Annotated in this window: 15 protein-coding genes; 4 read left to right on the forward strand and 11 right to left on the reverse strand. The window is 60.1% G+C overall.

Translation table 11 applies throughout. The features are described 5' to 3' along the window. Window positions 1-286: 286 nt before the first annotated feature. Window positions 287-598: a Nif3-like dinuclear metal center hexameric protein gene (locus BLU24_RS23540; protein WP_093104473.1), complete on the reverse strand. Its 312-nt coding sequence runs from the start codon at window positions 596-598 to the stop codon at window positions 287-289. Between the two features lie 20 nt (window positions 599-618). Next, entirely contained in the window at window positions 619-4,515 is a 3,897-nt protein-coding gene (purL, locus tag BLU24_RS23545) for a phosphoribosylformylglycinamidine synthase (RefSeq protein WP_093104476.1), read from the reverse strand. Window positions 4,516-4,800: 285 nt separating this feature from the next. Here purL and mltF point away from each other — a divergent pair, with 285 nt between their 5' ends. Further along, window positions 4,801-6,261, forward strand: a complete 1,461-nt coding sequence (gene mltF / locus BLU24_RS23550; RefSeq protein ID WP_090281899.1) for a membrane-bound lytic murein transglycosylase MltF — start codon at window positions 4,801-4,803, stop codon at window positions 6,259-6,261. A 124-nt stretch (window positions 6,262-6,385) separates the two neighbouring features. Here the strand turns inward: mltF and pdxJ are convergent, their stop codons facing one another. The 8 genes from pdxJ to lptF form a co-directional block, all read right to left on the reverse strand. Continuing rightward, window positions 6,386-7,129: a pyridoxine 5'-phosphate synthase gene (pdxJ, locus tag BLU24_RS23555; RefSeq protein WP_093104478.1), complete on the reverse strand. Its 744-nt coding sequence runs from the start codon at window positions 7,127-7,129 to the stop codon at window positions 6,386-6,388. Between the two features lie 39 nt (window positions 7,130-7,168). Then, complete coding sequence (gene recO / locus BLU24_RS23560) at window positions 7,169-7,858, reverse strand: DNA repair protein RecO (RefSeq protein WP_090281897.1); 690 nt, start codon at window positions 7,856-7,858, stop codon at window positions 7,169-7,171. Between the two features lie 167 nt (window positions 7,859-8,025). Further along, window positions 8,026-8,928, reverse strand: coding sequence for a GTPase Era (era, locus tag BLU24_RS23565; protein ID WP_064586098.1), 903 nt, complete (start codon window positions 8,926-8,928; stop codon window positions 8,026-8,028). Beyond that, window positions 8,921-9,610, reverse strand: a complete 690-nt coding sequence (gene rnc / locus BLU24_RS23570; RefSeq protein WP_024011703.1) for a ribonuclease III — start codon at window positions 9,608-9,610, stop codon at window positions 8,921-8,923. Before rnc ends, era begins: the two co-directional genes overlap by 8 nt. Before the next feature lie 169 nt (window positions 9,611-9,779). Next, entirely contained in the window at window positions 9,780-10,634 is an 855-nt protein-coding gene (gene lepB / locus BLU24_RS23575; protein WP_093104481.1) for a signal peptidase I, read from the reverse strand. 9 nt (window positions 10,635-10,643) lie between these two features. Further along, window positions 10,644-12,440 carry a translation elongation factor 4 gene (gene lepA / locus BLU24_RS23580; RefSeq protein WP_090281894.1) on the reverse strand — a complete coding sequence of 599 codons (1,797 nt, stop codon included), beginning with the start codon at window positions 12,438-12,440 and terminating at the stop codon, window positions 10,644-10,646. Between the two features lie 173 nt (window positions 12,441-12,613). Further along, complete coding sequence (lptG, locus tag BLU24_RS23585; RefSeq protein ID WP_090281893.1) at window positions 12,614-13,675, reverse strand: LPS export ABC transporter permease LptG; 1,062 nt, start codon at window positions 13,673-13,675, stop codon at window positions 12,614-12,616. After that, window positions 13,668-14,789, reverse strand: coding sequence for an LPS export ABC transporter permease LptF (gene lptF, locus BLU24_RS23590; RefSeq protein ID WP_090281892.1), 1,122 nt, complete (start codon window positions 14,787-14,789; stop codon window positions 13,668-13,670). Before lptF ends, lptG begins: the two co-directional genes overlap by 8 nt. A gap of 575 nt (window positions 14,790-15,364) precedes the next feature. Here lptF and BLU24_RS23595 point away from each other — a divergent pair. From BLU24_RS23595 to BLU24_RS23605, 3 genes are read left to right on the forward strand one after another with little or no spacing between them, the layout of a single operon-like run. Further along, the gene (locus tag BLU24_RS23595; protein ID WP_093104484.1) at window positions 15,365-16,855 is read left to right on the forward strand and encodes a leucyl aminopeptidase; all 1,491 of its coding nucleotides are present in this window, start codon (window positions 15,365-15,367) and stop codon (window positions 16,853-16,855) included. Window positions 16,856-16,912: 57 nt separating this feature from the next. Beyond that, entirely contained in the window at window positions 16,913-17,341 is a 429-nt protein-coding gene (locus tag BLU24_RS23600) for a DNA polymerase III subunit chi (RefSeq protein ID WP_093104486.1), read from the forward strand. A gap of 8 nt (window positions 17,342-17,349) precedes the next feature. Then, a complete protein-coding gene (locus BLU24_RS23605) occupies window positions 17,350-17,745 on the forward strand; it encodes a DNA polymerase III subunit chi (RefSeq protein WP_093104489.1) in 396 nt (131 codons plus the stop codon). A 51-nt stretch (window positions 17,746-17,796) separates the two neighbouring features. Here the strand turns inward: BLU24_RS23605 and BLU24_RS23610 are convergent, their stop codons facing one another. Next, window positions 17,797-20,553 (reverse strand): RHS repeat domain-containing protein, encoded by a 2,757-nt coding sequence (locus BLU24_RS23610; RefSeq protein ID WP_197677834.1) that lies wholly within the window; start codon window positions 20,551-20,553, stop codon window positions 17,797-17,799. Window positions 20,554-20,737 lie beyond the last annotated feature (184 nt).

Genomic DNA, 20,737 nt, shown 5'->3' on the forward strand with positions numbered 1-20,737 from the left:
GGGACCCGAGCCTGCGAGGGCCGTACGTAGGAGCAAGCGTTTTGGGTTACCTTTTTGCTGGGCCGGCACTCCGGCGTTTGAAAAAGGTGACCCGCCGTCAGGGCGGAACCCTAAGTAGCCGTGACCGCAGCAACGGATATGTCCCCAAAAATCAGCGTCTGAAAGTAAGCCATCGCCAGCAGGCTGGCTCCCACAGTGAAATGAATCCATCCACAAAACCGGGGCCAACAAAAAACCCGCAGACAATCACTCATCTGCGGGTTTCCCTTTTCAGCCGCCACAAAGATCAGAAATCTTCCAGCCGCCACACCTCATAAGCCGGCGTCTCATACGGATGACTCAATTTCAACGCTGCCACAACAGCAACGATCAAATCATCCGCAACGACCAGCTCAACCTTCCATTCCTCGACCCGCTCAACCTGCCCCGCCTCGCCAATGAACGGCTGACTGCCATCCAACGGCCGAAACTGACCAGCGCCGAGCACCTGCCACGCACAGTGGTCATAGTCACCGATCCGCCCGCCACCGGCAGCGAACACAGCGCCCTTGACCACCTCGACATGACTGTCGGGAACGAAAAACGCGAGCTTGTACACAGGCCTTAATTAACCCGCTTTTAGTTTACCCAGACTCGCGCATTACGGAACATACGCATCCAAGGTGCATCTTCGTTCCAGTCTTCCGAGCGCCACGAGTTCTGCACCGCGCGGAATACCCGCTCAGGGTGCGGCATCATGATCGTCACGCGGCCGTCACGGCTGGTGAGACCGGTGATCCCGCGCGGCGAGCCGTTCGGGTTCGCCGGATAGGCTTCGGTGACCTTGCCATGGTTGTCGACGAAACGCATCGCCACGCAACCGGACAGATCGGCTTCCAGCAGTGCTTCTTCGCTGGCGAACTCGGCATGCCCCTCACCGTGTGCGATAGCGATCGGCATGCGCGAACCGGCCATGCCCTGCAGGAAGATCGAGTTCGACTCCTGGATCTGCACCATCGCCACGCGCGCTTCGAACTGCTCGGAGCGGTTGCGCACGAAGTGCGGCCAGAACTCGCTGCCCGGAATCAGTTCGTGCAGGTTGGACATCATCTGGCAACCGTTGCACACCCCGAGGGTAAAGCTGTCGTTACGCTCGAAGAAGCCCTGGAACGCATCGCGGGCGCGGCTGTTGAACAGCGCCGACTTGGCCCAGCCTTCACCGGCGCCGAGGACGTCGCCGTAGGAGAAGCCACCGCAGGCCACCAGACCTTTGAACTCGTTGAGGTCGACACGGCCAGCGAGGATGTCGCTCATGTGCACGTCGATCGCGTTGAAACCGGCGCGGTCGAACGCGGCGGCCATTTCCACCTGACCGTTGACGCCCTGCTCACGCAGCACCGCCACCTGTGGACGGATGCCCTTCTTGATGTACGGCGCGGCGATGTCCTGGTTGACGTCGTAGCTGAGCTTGACGCTCAGGCCCGGATTGTCCTCTTCCAGCAGCACGTCGAATTCCTGCTCGGCGCACTCGGCGTTGTCGCGCAGACGCTGGATCTGGTAGCTGGTCTCGGCCCACTGACGCTGCAGCAGACGACGCTGGCCTTCGAATACGGTGTCGCCATTGAAGGTGATATTGATCTGGCCGTTGTTGATCGGCTGGCCGATCACCGACACGCAGTCGCCAAGGCCCGCTGCGCTGAATTGCGCGAGGATGTCCGGCGTGGCGTCCTGACGCACCTGGATCACCGCACCCAGTTCTTCGTTGAACAGAATCCCGGCGATTTCCGCGGCGGATTCGGCAACGCTGTCCAGGTTCAGGCTCAGACCGCAGTGGCCGGCGAAGGCCATTTCCACCACGGAGGTCAGCAGACCGCCGTCGGAACGGTCGTGGTACGCCAGCAGGTGACCGTCGGCGTTCAAGCCCTGGATCACCGCAAAGAAGGCTTTCAGGTCTTCGGCGTCATCGACGTCCGGCGCGTGTTTGCCCAGTTTGCCGTGGACCTGCGCAAGTATCGACGCACCCATACGGTTCTGCCCGCGACCGAGGTCGATCAGGATCAGGTCGGTGGTGCCCTTGTCCATGCGCAGTTCAGGGGTCAGGGTCTGACGGATGTCAGCCACTGGCGCGAAACCGGTCACGATCAGCGACATCGGCGAGGTCACGGTCTTGTCTTCGCCGTTATCGTTCCAGCGCGTGGCCATGGACATCGAGTCCTTGCCCACCGGAATGGTGATGCCCAGCTCAGGGCACAGTTCCATACCGACCGCTTTCACGGTGTCGTACAGACGCGCGTCTTCGCCCGGGTGGCCGGCTGCCGACATCCAGTTCGCCGACAGTTTGATGTCGGAAAGCTTGTTGATGCGCGAAGCGGCAATGTTGGTGATGGTTTCACCGATGGCCATGCGGCCGGATGCCGGGGCGTCCAGCAGAGCCAGCGGCGTGCGCTCGCCCATCGCCATGGCTTCACCGGTGTAGACGTCGAAACTGGTGGCAGTGACGGCAACGTCGGCCACCGGCACCTGCCATGGGCCAACCATCTGGTCACGGGCCACGAGGCCGGTGATGGTGCGGTCGCCGATGGTGATCAGGAAGCTCTTGCTCGCCACGGCCGGGTGATGCAGAACGCGTTCGATGGACTCGGTGATGTCGAGGTTCGACGGATCGAAGTCATCGCCCAATTCAGCTTCGCGAACCACCGAACGGTGCATGCGCGGGGCCTTGCCCAGCAACACCTCCAGTGGCATGTCCACCGGGTTGTTGCCGAAGTGGCTGTCGGTCACGGTCAGTTGCGGCTCGGCAGTGGCTTCACCGACCACGGCAAACGGGCAACGCTCGCGTTCGCAGATCGCCTTGAAACGCTCGAAATCAGCCGGGCCGACCGCCAGGACGTAACGTTCCTGGGATTCGTTGGACCAGATTTCGTGCGGGGCCATGCCCGGCTCGTCGTTGGGAATGTTGCGCAGTTCGAAACGGCCACCGCGGTCGCCGTCATTGACCAGTTCCGGGAAGGCGTTGGACAGACCGCCCGCACCGACGTCGTGGATGAAGCTGATCGGGTTCTTGTCACCGAGTTGCCAGCAACGGTCGATGACTTCCTGGCAGCGACGCTCCATCTCAGGGTTTTCACGCTGTACGGAAGCGAAGTCGAGATCCGCCGAGCTGGTGCCGGTGGCCATCGAGGACGCTGCGCCGCCGCCCAGGCCGATGAGCATCGCCGGGCCGCCGAGCACGATCAGCTTGGAGCCGACAACGATCTCGCCTTTCTTGACGTGTTCTTCGCGGATGTTGCCCATGCCGCCGGCGAGCATGATCGGCTTGTGGTAACCGCGCACTTCATCACCGTGCGGGGTGGTAATCGATTGTTCGAAGGTACGGAAGTAGCCAGTCAGTGCCGGACGGCCGAATTCGTTGTTGAACGCAGCGCCGCCGAGCGGGCCTTCGATCATGATGTCCAGCGCGGTAACGATGCGCTCAGGCTTGCCGTACGGCACTTCCCATGGCTGTTCGAAGCCGGGGATCTGCAGGTTGGATACGGTGAAACCGGTCAGGCCGGCCTTTGGCTTGGCGCCACGACCGGTAGCGCCTTCGTCACGGATCTCGCCGCCGGAGCCGGTCGATGCGCCCGGGAACGGAGCGATCGCAGTCGGGTGGTTGTGGGTTTCAACCTTCATCAGGATGTGCACCGGCTCCTGCACCGCGCCGTACTGGCGGGTTTCAGGGTTCGGGAAGAAGCGGCCGGCGACGTTGCCGACGATCACCGAGGCGTTGTCCTTATAAGCCGACAGAACGCCTTCGCTGTGCATCACGTAGGTGTTCTTGATCATGCCGAACAGACTTTTTTCCTGGCTCTGGCCGTCGATGTCCCAACTGGCGTTGAAAATCTTGTGGCGGCAGTGTTCGGAGTTGGCCTGAGCGAACATCATCAGTTCGATGTCGTGCGGGTTGCGCTTCAAACCGTTGAAGGCGTTGACCAGATAGTCGATCTCGTCTTCGGCCAGGGCCAGGCCCAGCTCGGTGTTGGCCTTTTCCAGCGCGGCGCGGCCGCCACCGAGGATGTCGATCGCGGTCAGCGGCTTCGGCTCGGCGTGGCTGAACAGACCGGCAGCCTGTTCGAGGTTGGCCAGCACGATCTGGGTCATGCGGTCATGCAGGGCGTCCGAGATCAACTGCGCTTCGGCTTCGCTGAACTGGCCAGCCACGTAGAAGGCGATACCGCGCTCCAGACGCTGGATCTTGCTCAGGCCGCAGTTGCGAGCGATGTCGCTGGCCTTGCTCGACCAGGGCGAGATGGTGCCGAAACGCGGCAACACCAGAAACAGACGGCCGGTCGGCTCTTGAACCGGAACGCTTGGACCGTACTTCAGAAGGCGCGCAAGCACCTGCTGTTCGTCGCCGGTCAGGACGCCGGTGACTTCGGCGAAGTGAGCGAATTCAGCATACAGGCCACTGACAGCTGGAACCTTCTGGCTCAGTTGCTCAAGGAGTTTGCTGTGGCGAAAGGCAGAAAGGGCAGGAGCGCCGCGCAGGATCAACATCTTCGGGACAGCCTCGGGAAGGGGTGTGCTTTGAGGCCGTGCATTCTAGCCTAAACCGCCCTCAACATCACCCGAAACGCTACGCGCGGTTGCATTCGCCTGCCCTTCTGTGTTTCTGCCTCCGGGGTCAGGTAAATCACCCTTGTAACAACCGCTTATTTTTACTGCAACAAAAAGCCTGATCCGCCCGTTTTCATGGGGTTTCGTTCGATTTTGTGACCTTTAGCAGACTCCTCGCGCGCTGTCGAGATATGGCGCCCGTGGCCGTTTGCGTATACTGCGCAGATGTTTTTTCCAACGGCTTTGCGTCCGCGGTACGCCAAATGGCTGATCGCAACCGGACTCTTCCTGATGCTCAGTGGCTGTGTTGATAAACCCAACACCCTCGAGCGCGTAAAGGAGGATGGTGTGCTGCGGGTAATCACCCGTAACAGCCCCGCCACCTACTTTCAGGATCGCAGCGGTGAAACCGGCTTCGAATACGAGCTGGTGAAGCGCTTTGCCGACGATTTGGGCGTCGAGCTGAAGATCGAGACCGCCGACAACCTCGATGACCTGTTCAACCAGATAGGCAAGCCCAATGGTCCGGTGCTCGCCGCGGCCGGTCTGGTCAGCAGCGATGAACGCAAAAAACAGGTGCGGTTTTCCCACTCCTACCTTGAAGTCACCCCGCAGATCATCTATCGCAACGGCCAGTCGCGGCCGACCGATCCTGGTGACCTGGTCGGCAAGAAGATCATGGTGCTCAAGGGCAGCACCCACGCCGAACAACTGGCCGAGCTGAAACAGAAATTTCCCGCCATTGAGTACGAAGAATCTGACGCCGTCGAGGTAGTCGATTTGTTGCGCATGGTCGATGAAGGGCAGATCGATCTGACCCTGGTCGATTCCAACGAAGTGGCGATGAACCAGGTGTACTTCACCAACATTCGTGTGGCCTTCGACCTTGGCGATGCGCGCAGCCAGAGCTGGGCGGTGGGGCCGGGCGAAGACAACAGCCTGCTCAACGAAATCAACGCCTACCTCGACAAGGTGCAGAAAAACGGCACCTTGCAACGGCTGAAGGATCGTTATTACGGCCACGTCGACGTGCTCGGCTACATGGGCGCCACAACCTTCGCCCAGCACTTGCAGCAGCGTCTGCCGAAGTACGAACAGCACTTCAAGAATTACGCGAAGAAAGAAAAAGTCGACTGGCGCTTGCTCGCGGCGATCGGTTATCAGGAATCGCTGTGGCAGCCGACCGTTACCTCGAAAACCGGCGTGCGCGGCTTGATGATGTTGACCCAGAACACCGCGCAGGCAATGGGCGTGTCCAACCGTCTCGACCCCAAGCAAAGCATCATGGGCGGCGCCAAGTACCTGGCGTACATGAAGGATCAGCTCGACGATTCGATCAAGGAGCCGGACCGCACCTGGTTCGCGCTGGCGGCGTATAACGTCGGCAGCGGCCACCTCGACGACGCACGCAAACTGACCGCCAAGGAAGGGTTGAACCCGGACAAGTGGCTGGACGTAAAGAAGATCCTGCCGCGCCTGTCGCAAAAGCAGTGGTACAGCAAGACCCGCTATGGCTACGCCCGCGGCGGCGAGCCGGTGCATTTCGTGGCGAACATCCGTCGCTACTACGACATCCTCACCTGGGTGACCCAACCGCAGCTTGAAGGCGATCAGGTGGCCGAGGGTAATCTGCATGTGCCGGGGATCGACAAGTCGAAACCGGCGCAAGAGCCAGCCCCGCTCTAACTGCCCCCACAAATCCATTGCAGGAGTGAGCCTGCTCGCGATAGCGGTGTGTCAGCCAATGTGATGGTGTCTGACACACCGCTATCGCGAGCAGGCTCACTCCTACAGAAGATTGCGGTGGGGCTTAGTGCTTGGCGGCAGCCAGGATCAGCGCTTTCATTTCGGAAACAGCAGACTTGAACCCGACAAACAACGCATGCGCCACCAGCGCATGGCCGATGTTCAGTTCGTTGATGCCTTTGATCGCCGCCACCGCTTCGACGTTGTGGTAATGCAGGCCATGCCCGGCGTTGACGATCAGGCCTTGCGCCAGCCCGAACGCCACGCCATCGGCGACACGCTTGAGCTCTTCAGCCACTTGCGTCGGAGTTTCGGCGTCGGCGTAACGCCCGGTGTGCAGTTCGATCGCGGGGGCGCCGACGCGTTTGGAGGCGGCAATCTGCCGCTCATCCGCATCGATGAACAGCGACACTTCGCTGCCGATCTTCGACAGCCGCTCAACCGCTGCCCTGATGCGCTCTTCCTGTCCCGCTACATCGAGGCCACCTTCAGTGGTCAGTTCCTGGCGCGTCTCCGGCACCAGACAGATGTGCGCCGGGCGAATGCGCTCGGCGAACGCCATCATCTCTTCGGTGACGCCCATTTCGAAGTTCATTCGCGTTTGCAGCACCTCCTTGAGCAGCAGGACGTCGCGCTCCTGGATGTGACGGCGGTCTTCGCGCAGGTGCACGGTGATGCCATCGGCGCCCGCCTCTTCCGCGTCCAGCGCTGCCTTGACCGGGTCAGGGTAACGCGTGCCACGAGCCTGACGCAGGGTGGCAACGTGGTCGATGTTCACGCCGAGAAGAATGCGATTGCTGTTGGTCACGAGTGCGCTCCTGAAGGGAAGAATTCGGCGCACAGCATATCAGGGCTTGCGAAACAGCTCGCGGCTTACCAGCGGTCGACCGCCCAGATGTACCGCCAATGCCTGACGCATCAGGCGCTTGGCCGCTGACAGCGCGCCGGTGGCTGACCAGTCGGCTTCGGCCATCGCCAGCAGTTCCACACCATTGAACAGGCCGGGTTGCAGCAGGAACACCCGCTCAAGCCCGGCATCCACTTGCAGACGATAGAGGCCGTCTTCGGCGATGGGTTCGCCGTGCACATCCGTGTTCAGCGAGAAGCCATAGCCGAGGTCGTCGAGCAGGCGCCATTCGAAAGAACGCAGCAACGGTTCCAGCGGCCGCCCCTCAGCCAGTGCAAGCAATGTCGCGGCGTAGTGATCGAACACCGCAGGGTGCGGATCTTCGGCCGGCAGCAGACGAATCAACAGCTCGTTGAGATAGAGACCGCTGAACAACGCCTCACCGTTGAGCCACGCCGACGTGCCGGAGCTTTCCATGCGCCCGACATTCTTCAACTCGCCCTTGCCGCGAAACTCGACGTCCAGCGCCACGAACGGCCGCGCCAGCGTGCCGGCCTTGCCACGCGCACTGCGCAACACCGCCCGCAGCCGACCTTGCGGCGTGAGGAAGTCGACCAGCGCACTGGTTTCGCGGTAGGCGCGCGAATGCAGGACGTAGGCAGGTTGGGCGGGAGGCGGGTTTTGCGACATTGAGTTCTCGATGAACAAACGCAGTTTTTATACACAACCCAAAACTACTGTGGGAGCGAGCCTGCTCGCGAAAGCGGAGTGACAGTCAACATCAATGCTGAATGTTACATCCCCTTCGCGAGCAGGCTCGCTCCCACAGCGGGTATCGGTGTTATCAGGTTTGGTGCTTACAGATCGCCATAACCCAGCGAACGCAGCGCACGCTCGTCGTCCGACCAGCCGCCCTTCACCTTGACCCACAGGTTGAGCATGATCTTGGAGTCGAACAGCAGCTCCATGTCCTTGCGCGCTTCGGTGCCGATGCGCTTGATGCGCTCGCCCTTGTCGCCAATGATGATTTTCTTCTGGCCGTCACGCTCGACGAGGATCAACGCATGGATGTGCAGGGTCTTGCCCTGCTGCTTGAACTCTTCGATCTCGACGGTGATCTGGTATGGCAGCTCGGCGCCCATCTGACGCATGATTTTTTCACGCACCAGTTCAGCGGCGAGGAAGCGGCTGCTGCGGTCGGTGATCTGGTCTTCGGGGAAGAAGTGATCGTTTTCCGGCAGGTGGTCGGCGATGACCTTCTCCAGCGCCTCGAGGTTATGCCCGTGCTGCGCGGAAATCGGGATGATCTGGGCGTTCGGCAACTGCTCCTGCAACCAGCTCAGGTGCGGCATCAGCTCGGCCTTGTCTTCGATGCGATCGGTCTTGTTCAGCGCGACGATCAGCGGGCCGGTGACGTATTGCACACGCTCGAGGACCATCTGGTCTTCTTCGGTCCACTTGGTGCGGTCGACCACGAAGATCACCACGTCGACGTCTTTCAACGCCGCCGAAGCGGTTTTGTTCATGTAACGGTTCAGGGCCTTTTCGCCGCCCTTGTGCATGCCGGGGGTGTCGACGTAGATCGCCTGCACATCGCCCTCGGTCTTGATCCCGAGCATGTTGTGGCGGGTGGTCTGCGGCTTGCGCGAGGTGATCGCGAGCTTCTGGCCGAGGATGTGGTTGAGCAGCGTCGACTTGCCGACGTTGGGACGGCCGACGATGGCAACGTAGCCACAGCGAGTTGCGTTTGTATCAGTCATTGCCATTCTCCACGCCCAGGGCAATCAGTGCTGCGGCGGCCGCTACCTGTTCGGCAATACGACGGCTCACACCCTGACCTCGGCTTTTTTCATTCAGTAAGACCACTTCGCATTCGACGAAGAAGGTTCGGCAGTGCGGCTCGCCCTGGATATCCACCACTTCGTAGCGCGGCAGTTCGCAACCGCGCGACTGCAAGTGTTCCTGCAGACGGGTTTTCGGGTCCTTGTTGGTGTCGACCAGCGTCAGGCCTTCGAACTCGCCGGCCAGCCAGGCCAGTACGCGTTCGCGGGCGACGTCCATGCCGGCATCGAGGTAGATCGCACCGATCAACGCTTCGAGGGCATCGGCCAGAATCGACTCGCGACGGAAGCCGCCGCTTTTCAACTCACCGGAACCCAGTCGCAGGTAATCGCCAAGGTCGAAACCGCGCGCCAGTACGGCCAGCGTCTCACCTTTTACCAGGCGTGCGCGCAAACGCGACAACTGGCCTTCGCGGGCCAGCGGAAAGCGATCGAACAATGCCTCGCCGGCGACGAAATTGAGGATGGCATCACCGAGGAATTCCAGGCGTTCGTTGTTGCGCCCGGCAAAACTGCGGTGCGTGAGGGCCAGCAGCATCAGCTCCTGATCCTTGAAGGTGTAACCGAGCTGGCGCTCGAGACGGCTTAGAGAAACGCTCACGGTTTACCCACGCTGAGTTCGTGGCTGGATTCCACTGCCATCGCCGGGGTGCGGCGCAGGCCTGGGACAATTAACGCTGTGTTCAAAAATTAAATCCTGGCGATTGTGAAGCCGATTGTACCGGCTCCAGAAATGCATTCGGCGCTGTGGTCAACAGCGCCGTGTGTGATTACTTGATCAGGCCAACCCGCGAGAAATTCGGCAGGTGGCTGAGTTTTGGCTCCGGCCAGCTCATCCAGACCGCAAAGGCCTTGCCGACGATATTCTGGTCGGGAACCATGCCCAGCAGGTTCCTGGGAATGTTTGGATCATCCCAGTAACGGCTGTCATTGGAGTTGTCGCGGTTGTCGCCCATCATGAAGTAGTGCCCGGCAGGCACAGTCCATGAGCGGTCCGGCGTGGCGCGATAGCGGCTCATCTCCTTGCGGATCAGGTGCTCGGCGGCGCCCAGTTTCTCTTTGTAGAGTTCAGCGCTGCCCAGCGTGCCCGGCTCGGAACCGACCATCTGCTCGGCAATCGATTCGCCATTGACGAAAAGACGCTTGTCAGCGGTGTAGCGCACCGTGTCGCCCGGCAGGCCGACCACACGCTTGATGTAGTTGACGTTGGGGTCGCTCGGGTAGCGGAACACCATCACATCGCCGCGCTGCGGATCACCGACTTCGATGATTTTCTTGTCGATCACCGGCAGGCGGATCCCGTAGGAAAACTTGTTCACCAGAATGAAGTCGCCGACGTCCAGGGTCGGTTTCATCGAGCCGGAAGGAATCTGGAACGGCTCCACCAGGAACGAACGCAGCACCAGCACGATGAACAACACCGGAAAGAACGACTTGCCGTATTCGACCAGCAACGGTTCCTTGTTGAGCTTTTCAACCACCACGACATCTGGCTGGCTGACGCTGCCCTGATAGGACGCGATGGCCGCCCGGCGACGCGGCGCCAGAATCAACAGATCGAGCAACGCCAACAGGCCGCAGACGAACACGGCGATGACCAGCAACAGCGGGAAATTTAGTGACATAGGACCTGACTATTCCAACCTGAGCACGGCAAGGAAGGCTTCCTGTGGAATTTCCACGTTGCCGACCTGCTTCATGCGTTTCTTACCGGCCTTCTGCTTCTCCAGCAGTTTCTTCTTACGGCTGACGTCACCACCGTAGCATTTGGCCAATACGTTCTTTCTGAGTGCCTTGACGGTTGTCCGCGCAACGATCTGCCCGCCAATGGCGGCCTGAATCGCTACATCGAACATCTGCCGCGGGATCAGCTCTTTCATCTTCTCGGTCAACTGGCGACCTTTGTAGTGCGAGTTGTCACGGTGCACGATCAATGCGAGGGCATCGACCTTGTCGCCGTTGATCAGCACGTCCAGTTTCACCAGATTAGCCGATTGGTAACGATCGAAATGGTAGTCCAGCGAAGCATAGCCACGGCTGGTGGACTTGAGACGGTCGAAGAAGTCCAGGACCACTTCGTTCATCGGCAGGTCGTAGGTCACTTGCACCTGATTGCCCAGGAACAGCATGTCGACCTGCACACCACGTTTTTCGATGCACAGGGTGATGACGTTGCCCAGGTGTTCCTGCGGAACCAGGATATTGGCGCGCACGATCGGCTCGCGCATGTCTTCGATCGACGACACATCCGGAAGCTTGGAGGGGTTGTCGACGTAAATCGTTTCACCGGTTTTCAGCACCAGCTCGAAGATTACCGTCGGCGCGGTGGTGATCAGGTCCAGGTCGTATTCGCGCTCGAGACGCTCCTGGATGATTTCCATGTGCAGCATGCCGAGGAAGCCGCAACGGAAGCCGAAGCCCAGGGCGTCGGAGCTTTCCGGGGTGTACTGCAGCGACGAGTCGTTGAGGGTCAGCTTCTGCAGCGCTTCGCGGAAATCCTCGAAGTCGTCGGAGCTGACCGGGAACAGACCGGCGTAAACCTGTGGCTGGATGCGTTTGAAGCCGGGCAGCACTTCAACGTCCGGGGTCGAGGCCAGGGTCAGGGTGTCACCGACCGGTGCACCGTGAATGTCCTTGATGCTGGCGATGATGAAGCCCACTTCACCGGCTTTCAGGTCAGTGGTGGCGGTGTGTTTCGGGTTGAACACGCCGACGCTGTCGACCAGATGGATCTTGCCGGTGGACTTGACGAGGATCTTGTCGCCCTTCTTCACCCGGCCGTGACGCACACGTACCAGGGAGACAACGCCCAGATAGTTGTCGAACCACGAATCGATGATCAACGCTTGCAGCGGATCTTCGATGTTGCCGGTCGGCGCCGGAATCGTGTGCACCAGACGCTCGAGGACTTCGTCGACACCCAGGCCGGTCTTGGCGCTGCAGGTGACGGCGTCGGTGGCGTCGATGCCGATGATCTTCTCGATCTCGTCCTTGACGCGATCGGGATCGGCCTGCGGCAGGTCGATCTTGTTCAGCACCGGCATGACTTCCAGGCCCTGCTCGATCGCGGTGTAGCAGTTGGCTACGGACTGGGCTTCCACGCCCTGACCGGCATCGACCACCAGCAATGCACCTTCACACGCGGCCAGGGAACGGCTGACTTCGTAGGTGAAGTCGACGTGGCCCGGGGTGTCAATGAAGTTCAGCTGGTACTTGATGCCGTCTTTGGCGGTGTAATAAAGGGTGACGCTGTGGGCCTTGATGGTGATCCCGCGTTCACGCTCAAGGTCCATGGAATCGAGGACCTGTGCCTCCATTTCACGCTCGGCCAGGCCGCCGCACATCTGGATGAAGCGATCGGCCAGCGTCGACTTGCCATGGTCAATGTGGGCGATGATGGAGAAATTGCGGATATGACTCAAATCACTCACGGATCAACACTCAAAAAGGCTGCAGGCATGGCCCGCCGAAAAATAGCCGGGAATTGTACCTGATAGTCCGCGCAAGCGTCACGTTCGCCTGTCATCCGGTTTGCATGCAAAAACGCCCCACTCTTGCGAGCGGGGCGTTTTCAGGGTTCAAGCGCTGAATGAAAGCTTGTTCATCAGCCCGCTCGCCTGAGCAGCCAGACACCCGCCAAGGCACACACACCAGCTGGTACCAGCACCGCAAACAGCGGCGAGAAACCGAACACCAGACTCGAAGGCCCAAGCAGATCCTGGACGATCCGGAAGGTGAACCCCACCAGTACACCTGTGAAAACTCGCTGACCGAGAGTCACCGAACGCAGCGGACCGAAAATGAAGGAGATCGCCATCAGCACCAGCGCGGCGGTAACCAGCGGCTGCAACACCTTGACCCAGAATGCCAGCCAGTAACGGCCGTTACTCAAGCCTTGTTCGGCCAGATAGTGGATATAACCCCACAGACCGCTGATCGACAGCGATTCCGGCGCCATGACCACGGTACTGAGCAATTGCGGGCTCAGCGACACGTCCCAGCGCTCGGTCGGCGTATTCACCACTTCAGTGCTGCGATCCTTGAACAGCGTGGTGGACACTTCGCTGAGCTGCCAGTGATCACCATCGAATTCGGCCTTCTTGGCGAAACTCGAGCTGAGCAGGTGGCGCTCTTTGTCGAAGTGGTAGCGGGTCACACCATACAGCAGGCCGTTCGGTTGCACGGCGTTGATGTGGATGAATTCCTCACCCTGACGGTGCCACATGCCGTGCTTGGCGCTTTGTGCATCGCCGCTGCCCTGCGCCAGCGAACGATTGGCCTGCGCCATGCTTTCGGTGGCCGGAGCGACGTATTCGCCGATCAGCACGCCGGCCAGCATCAGCACCAGCATCGGTTTCATGACGGCCCAGACGATACGGCCGATCGACACGCCAGCGGCGCGCATCACCGTCAGCTCGCTGCTGCTGGCCAGACTGCCGAGGCCGATCAGGCAACCGATCAGCGCGGCCATCGGCAGCATTTCATAGAGACGGCGCGGCGCGGTCAGCAGCACGAAGCTCAGCACGTCGAGCAGCGTGTAGGTATCGCTGACGTCGCCCATTTCATCGATGAAGGCGAACAGCGTCGCCAGACCGAGGATGATCGCCAGCACAGCGATGATCGCCATGAACACGCTGCTGCCGATGTAGCGGTCGAGTTTAACCACGGGCCACCTCCAGCGCAGCGGAGCGACGGCTGGCCATTTTCAGGCGCAGCGGCTCCCAGTACAGCAGGCCGAGGCCAATCAGCAGGAAAATCGCGTGCACCCACCACAAACCGAGCGCCGGCGGGATCTTGCCCTTCTCGAGGGCGCCGCGCGCGGCAATCAGGATGGTCAGGTAAGCCATATAAAGAAGAATCGCCGGCAGCAGCTTGAGGAAACGCCCCTGGCGCGGGTTGACACGCGACAGCGGCACCGCCATCAGGGTCACGATGAATACCAGCAGCGGCAGCGACAAACGCCATTGCAGTTCGGTTCGGGAACGGATGTCATCGCTGCCCAGCAGCGACGAAGTCGGCATGGCGTCACGGTCGGTGACTTCCTCGCTGACGTCCGGCTTGGGCAGCAACACGCCGTAGGTCTCGTAGTGAATGGCGCGGTAATCGGCCTGACCCGGGCTGCCGTCATAGCGATAACCGTTGTCGAGGATCAGATAGCGATTGCCGTCAGGGCGGACTTCCTGACGGCCCGATTCGGCGACCAGCACGGAAATGCCGCGATCCTTTTGATCGGCGCCGAGGTTTTTCTGCGAAATGAACACGCTACCCAGATTGACCCGATCGTCGCTCAGGGTTTCGGTGTAGGTCACCCGTGTACCGTCGCGCAGCGCCTGGAAACGCCCGGGTTCGAGCGTGTCGAACTCGGTCAGCGCATCCTGCTTGTTCAGCAGCAGCTGGAACTGGTTTGCGCCTTGCGGGGCCAGGCCCAGACTGAGCCATGCCACCACCAGCGCCACCAGGGTCGCCGGGAACAGGGTCATGCGAAACAATTTCTGCTGGCTCATGCCGGTGGCCGAGAGCACGGTCATTTCGCTTTCAAGGTACAGGCGACCGTAGGCCAGCAGGATCCCGAGGAACAGGCCCAGCGGCAGAATCAGTTGCAGGAAACCCGGCAGGCGAAAGCCCATGATCAGGAACAGCGAGCCCGGATCGAGCTGGCCGGCAGCGGCCTGAGCCAGATATTTGATGAAGCGACCGCTCATGATGATGACCAGCAGCACGGCACTTACGGCGCTGAGGGTCAACAAGACTTCGCGGGACAGATAACGGAAGACGATCAAACCAGACACTCCAGGGTTGTCAGGCTAAGGCGGCCAAACAAGCAAGCACATCGACCGGCCCGCAACGCAGAGCGGTCGAAAAAAGATGCGGCATTATCCTGTGATTGGGTGCGCCTGTCACTGCGCACACTCATCCTTCGCTGTAATCCTTTGCTGATCGTACAACCTAGGGGCGTTCTCAATTAGTTTTCACACCGCGCCGAGTCTGCTGTTGTGCAGGGCGTGGCGCGAGAAGCGTGGTTTGGTCATTCCAAATAAGCTTCGAGCAACGCAGCCCTGCACAACAGCAGGCCCGGCCCTTCGGGTTGTGCCTTAAAACCGGCCAGTCTGCGTTGCAGGCCTTGGAAAGGGAACAACCATTCCCAGCGGCCTGCGCCTTGCCTGGCTGGCTTTAAGGCGACAACGCGGTGTGAAAACTAATTGAGAACGCCCCCTAGGGTTGTCAGGCGCGGGGAGCGAGGTTCAAACTGCGGCCCTTGTCGCAGGCTTTGGCCTGCGTCTCTTCTATCTATAAGCAGGCGACTGCGGACAGCGTCGAACGCCTGCGTGTTGACCATTCATTCAGGGATCCGGACATGGAACTGGTTGTAAAAAGCGTTAGCCCAGAAACGTTGAAAACCGCCACCCTGGTGGTTGCCGTCGGCGAAGGCCGCAAACTCGGCGTGGCCGCCAGCCAAGTCGATGAACTGAGCGGCGGCGCGATCAGCGCGGTCCTCAAGCGTGGCGATCTGGCCGGCAAGGTTGGTCAGAGCCTCCTGCTGCACAGCCTGCCGAACCTGAAAGCCGAGCGCGTGCTGCTGGTCGGCGTGGGCAAGGACGAAGAACTGGGCGACCGTCCCTTCCGCAAAATCGCTGCCGGCATCCTCAACACCCTTAAATGTCTGGGCGGCGGCGATGCGGTACTGGCGCTCGACGAAGTCATCGTCAAAGGTCGCGACAGCTACGGCAAGACCCGTCTGCTGGCAGAAACCCTGGTCGACGGCGGCTACACCTTTGACCAGTTCAAGAGCCAGAAAGCCGAACCGCGCGCTCTGAAGAAAATCACCCTGCTGACCATCAAGGCGGCGCAGGCCGAAGTACAGCGTGCGGTCAATCACGCTACGGCGATTGCCAACGGCATGGCCTTCACCCGCGATCTGGGCAACCTGCCGCCGAACATTTGCCACCCGACTTTCATGGGCGAACAGGCCAAGAACCTCGGCAAAGAGTTCAAGGATCTGAAAGTCGAAGTGCTCGACGAGAAGAAGATCAAATCCCTCGGCATGGGTTCGTTCTATGCCGTTGGCCAGGGCAGCGCCCAGCCGCCGCGCCTGATCGTCATGCAATACAACAGCGGCAAGAAATCCGAGAAGCCGTACGCGCTGGTCGGTAAAGGCATCACTTTCGACACTGGCGGCATCAGCCTGAAGCCGGGCGCCGGCATGGACGAAATGAAATACGACATGGGCGGCGCCGCCAGCGTGTTCGGCACCCTGCGCGCCGTGCTCGAGCTGAAACTGCCGATCAATCTGGTGTGCATCCTCGCCTGCGCGGAAAACATGCCGAGCGGCAACGCTTCGCGTCCAGGCGACATCGTCACCACCATGAGCGGCCAGACCGTGGAAATCCTCAACACCGACGCCGAAGGCCGTCTGGTGCTGTGCGACGCGCTGACCTACGCCGAGCGTTTCAAGCCACAAGCGGTCATCGACATCGCCACCCTGACCGGCGCTTGCGTCGTAGCCTTGGGCGCGCACACCTCGGGCCTGCTGGGCAACAACGACGAACTGATCGGCCAGTTGCTCAGCGCCGGTCAGGCCGCCGACGACCGCGCCTGGCAACTGCCGCTGTTCGATGAGTACCAAGAGCAATTGGACAGCCCGTTCGCTGACATCGCCAACATTGGCGGGCCAAAAGCCGGCACCATTACCGCCGCGTGCTTCCTGTCGCGCTTCACCAAGAACCTCAACTGGGCGCACCTCGACATCGCTGGCACCGCGTGGACCAGCGGCGGCAAGGACAAGGGCGCAACAGGCCGTCCGGTGCCGTTGCTGACCCAATACCTGCTGGATCGCGCCAAAGCCTGAACCCGCTGACAAGTGGCGTCACTCTCGGGTGACGCTGCTTGCTGCCCTGGACCCGTAATGACCAAAGTCGACTTCTATATCCTGCCCAGCGCCGATCCTTCGGCTCGCCTGGACTTTGCCTGCAAGCTCACCGAGAAAGCCTGGCGCATGGGCCACCGCATCTACCTGCATTGCAGTGATGCCGCCCAGCGTGACGATCTCGATGCGCGTCTGTGGGCGTTCAAGGGCGAAAGCTTCGTGCCGCACGGCCCGGCAGACAGCGAACCGGAAGGTTTGATCGTACTGGGCCTGGGTGAGGATTGCGGTCAGCATCAGGATTTGCTGGTCAATCTCGACCTGAAAGTCCCGGCCTTCGCCAACAAATTCGCCCGAGTGGCGGAAGTAGTGGTCGAAGACTCGACGATTCGAGCGGCCGCGCGGGAGAGTTTCCGCTTCTACCGCGAACAGGGCTATTCTCTGCAAGACCACCGTTTACAGCGACTCTGAGCACTCCAATGGACACTCCGAAACCGCAACAGAAGTCCGCACACCTGCTGGACGATCTCGAATCGATCCGCCAGTTGCTCGGCGATGACAACCTGCAACCGCCCTTGCTGACCGATACGGTCGACGAAGGCGAACAGGAACAGATTCCAATGCTGTTCGACCCGGTCGGCAACGAGCCGCCCGCCGTCGCACCGCCCGCCGCACCCGCGCCGACAGCCACTGCACAACCGGCCGCACCGGTCGACAAAGGCCCGGACGCCCTGCTGCATCTGGACAGCGAACTGCGCGCCGCCGCGCAATTGATCATGCAAGACGTGATCGACGACTTCGCCCCGCACATCGAAACCGAGATCAAACGTCGTCTCGATGCGCGAATGGAGCGGCTGCTGAGCCAGTACGAGTAGCCTTGCCACCCCACGATCAGCACTGAGTTGGCAACCCGGCAAACCTGACTTCTAGACGGTGTTGCTGCGATGCCAATCCAGTGTTCTGGCATGTCGGGGCGTGGCAACCATGCCTTTTCCCCGACTCACAAACTCTCGCGCCCAGTGCTCCGGAACTGCGGTGTTCAACGCCCCGTAAAAATCGAACAGTTCGCGGGTGTTTTCGATAATCGACCACTGCCCCTGGTGCACCATGGCTATCGGAAACGGGCCTGGCCGGGCAACCGCCTCCAAATATCCGTTGTCCTGTTTGACCTTGTCGAATTCATGACTCCACATATGTGAAACGAAGTTCACTTGCGGACCATGACGGATCACATTCATCGGAGTGTTATCGAACGGTCTCGCGGAATCCAGTTCGGCGATAGCATGATTGATCAAATTCATGACTTGCGCCTCCTCGCTACTTCCCGAGCGCGGAACACTACCTTTTCCTTGTCTTGACTGAATAACATCGTGCATATCGTAGTCACCCGTATAGGGCGTGACGACTTTGAACTTCACCCAGGCATCCAGGAGTTCGTGTTCGATGGGACTTTGCAGATTAACGCTGTAGGAAACATCTTCATCGCTGATCCTATTGCGCGCATAAAGTCCTCGAACACCAGCCCGGCCCCACTGCCCCACTCGCCCGACCAACCCGCTTTTTTCTGCCTGCGCGAGCATCGCTTCAGCGCCATCCCCGTAAACTGCTTTCAAGGAAGACGGTTTGATGGTCTTTTCAAGAATGTTATGGCCCTTGGCAGCGGCACCTTCGCCCAAAGCCTTGATGGTGTAACTTCCGGACTCTCTAACGCTTATTGCTACATTGTGTTCTTTCGATATTTTTTCGAAGGCAGGCATATGCAATGGATGGATAAATGACTCGCCAACCATTTGCCTGGCTTCTTGCCCTTCCTTGTACAAACCATTGCTATCAAAAAACGTGACGGGATTATTGCCGACCATCATGAACAGGTTCATGCCGTCCGCCGTTCCTGCCGGATCAGCACTTAACCAGCGCCCTGCCCAGGACTGATAGTAGCGCCAGCCAAAGTAGTAAAGTCCCGTGGCATCGCGTTCCTTTGCGCAGTATCTGGCGGTTTTGAAGTCCGCCTCAATGGCACTTCGCGCCATCCATATGGCTGTGCCGCCGAATGGGTAATATTCCTCTTGGCTTACAAGCTTCCCCTCACCGTCCAGGACCACTGCGCTACTGCCAATCAAATTGTCATAGCTGTAATACAGCAGGTCATTATCGGCGTTCGGCGGCCTCGGACTGTCCCAATGCAGGATTCGCAGTCGGGATCGACCTGTCGCATCTGCGTTGATGACGTGCAGACGCTCCGCCACTGTTGCGCTGATACCCTTCGTTCTGAGCTCCAGTGACGGCAGGTAAACGACCCGCTGCTTGTGTATGCAACCACACACTTTCTGCGCGCTGAACTTCAGCACTCGCTGACTGGCACTGTCATAGCGATACGTCTCATGGTCATCCATCGCGCCATTACGCATCACCGGGGTCACTTGCAAAAGTTCGTTGCGCGGGGTCCAGACAAGCCGCTGCCCGGGCTGCAAAGTGGTCTGCTGCCCGCCCGCCGAGAAAAATGCTTCCACCTCCTCGGGATTTGTAGCCAGGGTGTCCAACACACCGCGATTGCTGCGGTTGCTGATCGTGACCCTGGTGGTGTGATTATTTTGCGAGGCTGGTGCGATGTGGCGTATCTGAATCAGATTGCCGGCCATATCGTAGCGGTAAGTGCGGGTGTAACTGGTGTAAGCGGCGTCGTCAGAACCGCAGACCAGAGGGGAGCCGCATGGCCCCTCGGCATTCGCCATCTCGCGTCCGGTTGCGCTGGTCAGTTGATAGAGCGAGTCATGGATATAAGTGTTTTGCGCCAGCATCTTCTGATTTCGCCAGAAGCATGGTGTCTGCGAATCGTCGCGCTCAACGCTGACGTTACCAACCGGATCATAGGTGTACTTCAGATCCTGTAGCACTTTAGCTCCCGCCGCATGCCCGAGCGGTCGTTCCACTCTGATTCCCGAGAGGCGCCGGGTTTCCTGCTCGTATTTCCAAGTGGTTACCACACCGTTGCCGCTCTCTTCACGCAGATTCTGACCCGCCGCCGAATACGTCAGCGACTTCACGACAACCCGTTCCGCGCTGCCCTTGAGCGTCACCCAGTGCCCCCGGATTGCTCCTGCCATATCGTAAGCAACGCGCTGCAGGTTGCCCGCTGCGTCCGTAGATCTATGCAGCGCGCCCGTCGCATCGGTGGTAACCAGACTGGTGAAGGTCTCGTCATCCAGGCCGTCATTCCAGTCGGAGGCGTTGTCACCCTGCCAATCGACCACCTCGCCCGGGTTGTCTGCGCGCTTGAAGAAACGACGGCTAATCGAGCGCGGCACACCTGTCAGCGCCACGCTATCAGTCTTCGTCAGACCGGCCGTGTCGTAGTGGCTCACGCACCGGCCGGCCAGGTTCAGCGCGATTTCAGCCTCAGTGTTTGCGGCATAGACCCTTCGCTCGCTGATTTTCGGGCGCTCGTTCCCCACCTGTTCGCAAATGCTGGTCAGACGACCGAGAAGATCGCTTTCTTCGTATTGGTAGGTGCTGGTAACAACCTGAGTAGTGTTTCCATGTTCGTGGTCAGGGTCTGGAATATTGCTTGCCACGCTGTAAGAACGACCGAAAGCGTCAGGTAACGCCACGCTGCCGCCATTGTCTACACCCTGCTGACTCAACACGCGCCCGGACAGACTGCTGACATAAATGAAATTGGCCAATCCGCCTTCGCTTAATCGGGGGTCAGCGCTGCGTATCAGGAACCCGCGACCATCGTAATGGTGACGGCTGATGCGTTCGCTTGTAACAGCGGGTGAATCGGGATGGCGGTGGTAACGTACATCCCGCACACGAAGGCAGCGGTTATCCAGTACCGTGATCGATGGAGTGTTGGCATGCAGCGAT

This window comes from Pseudomonas sp. Z003-0.4C(8344-21), from assembly GCF_900104975.1.
Classification (GTDB): domain Bacteria; phylum Pseudomonadota; class Gammaproteobacteria; order Pseudomonadales; family Pseudomonadaceae; genus Aquipseudomonas; species Aquipseudomonas granadensis.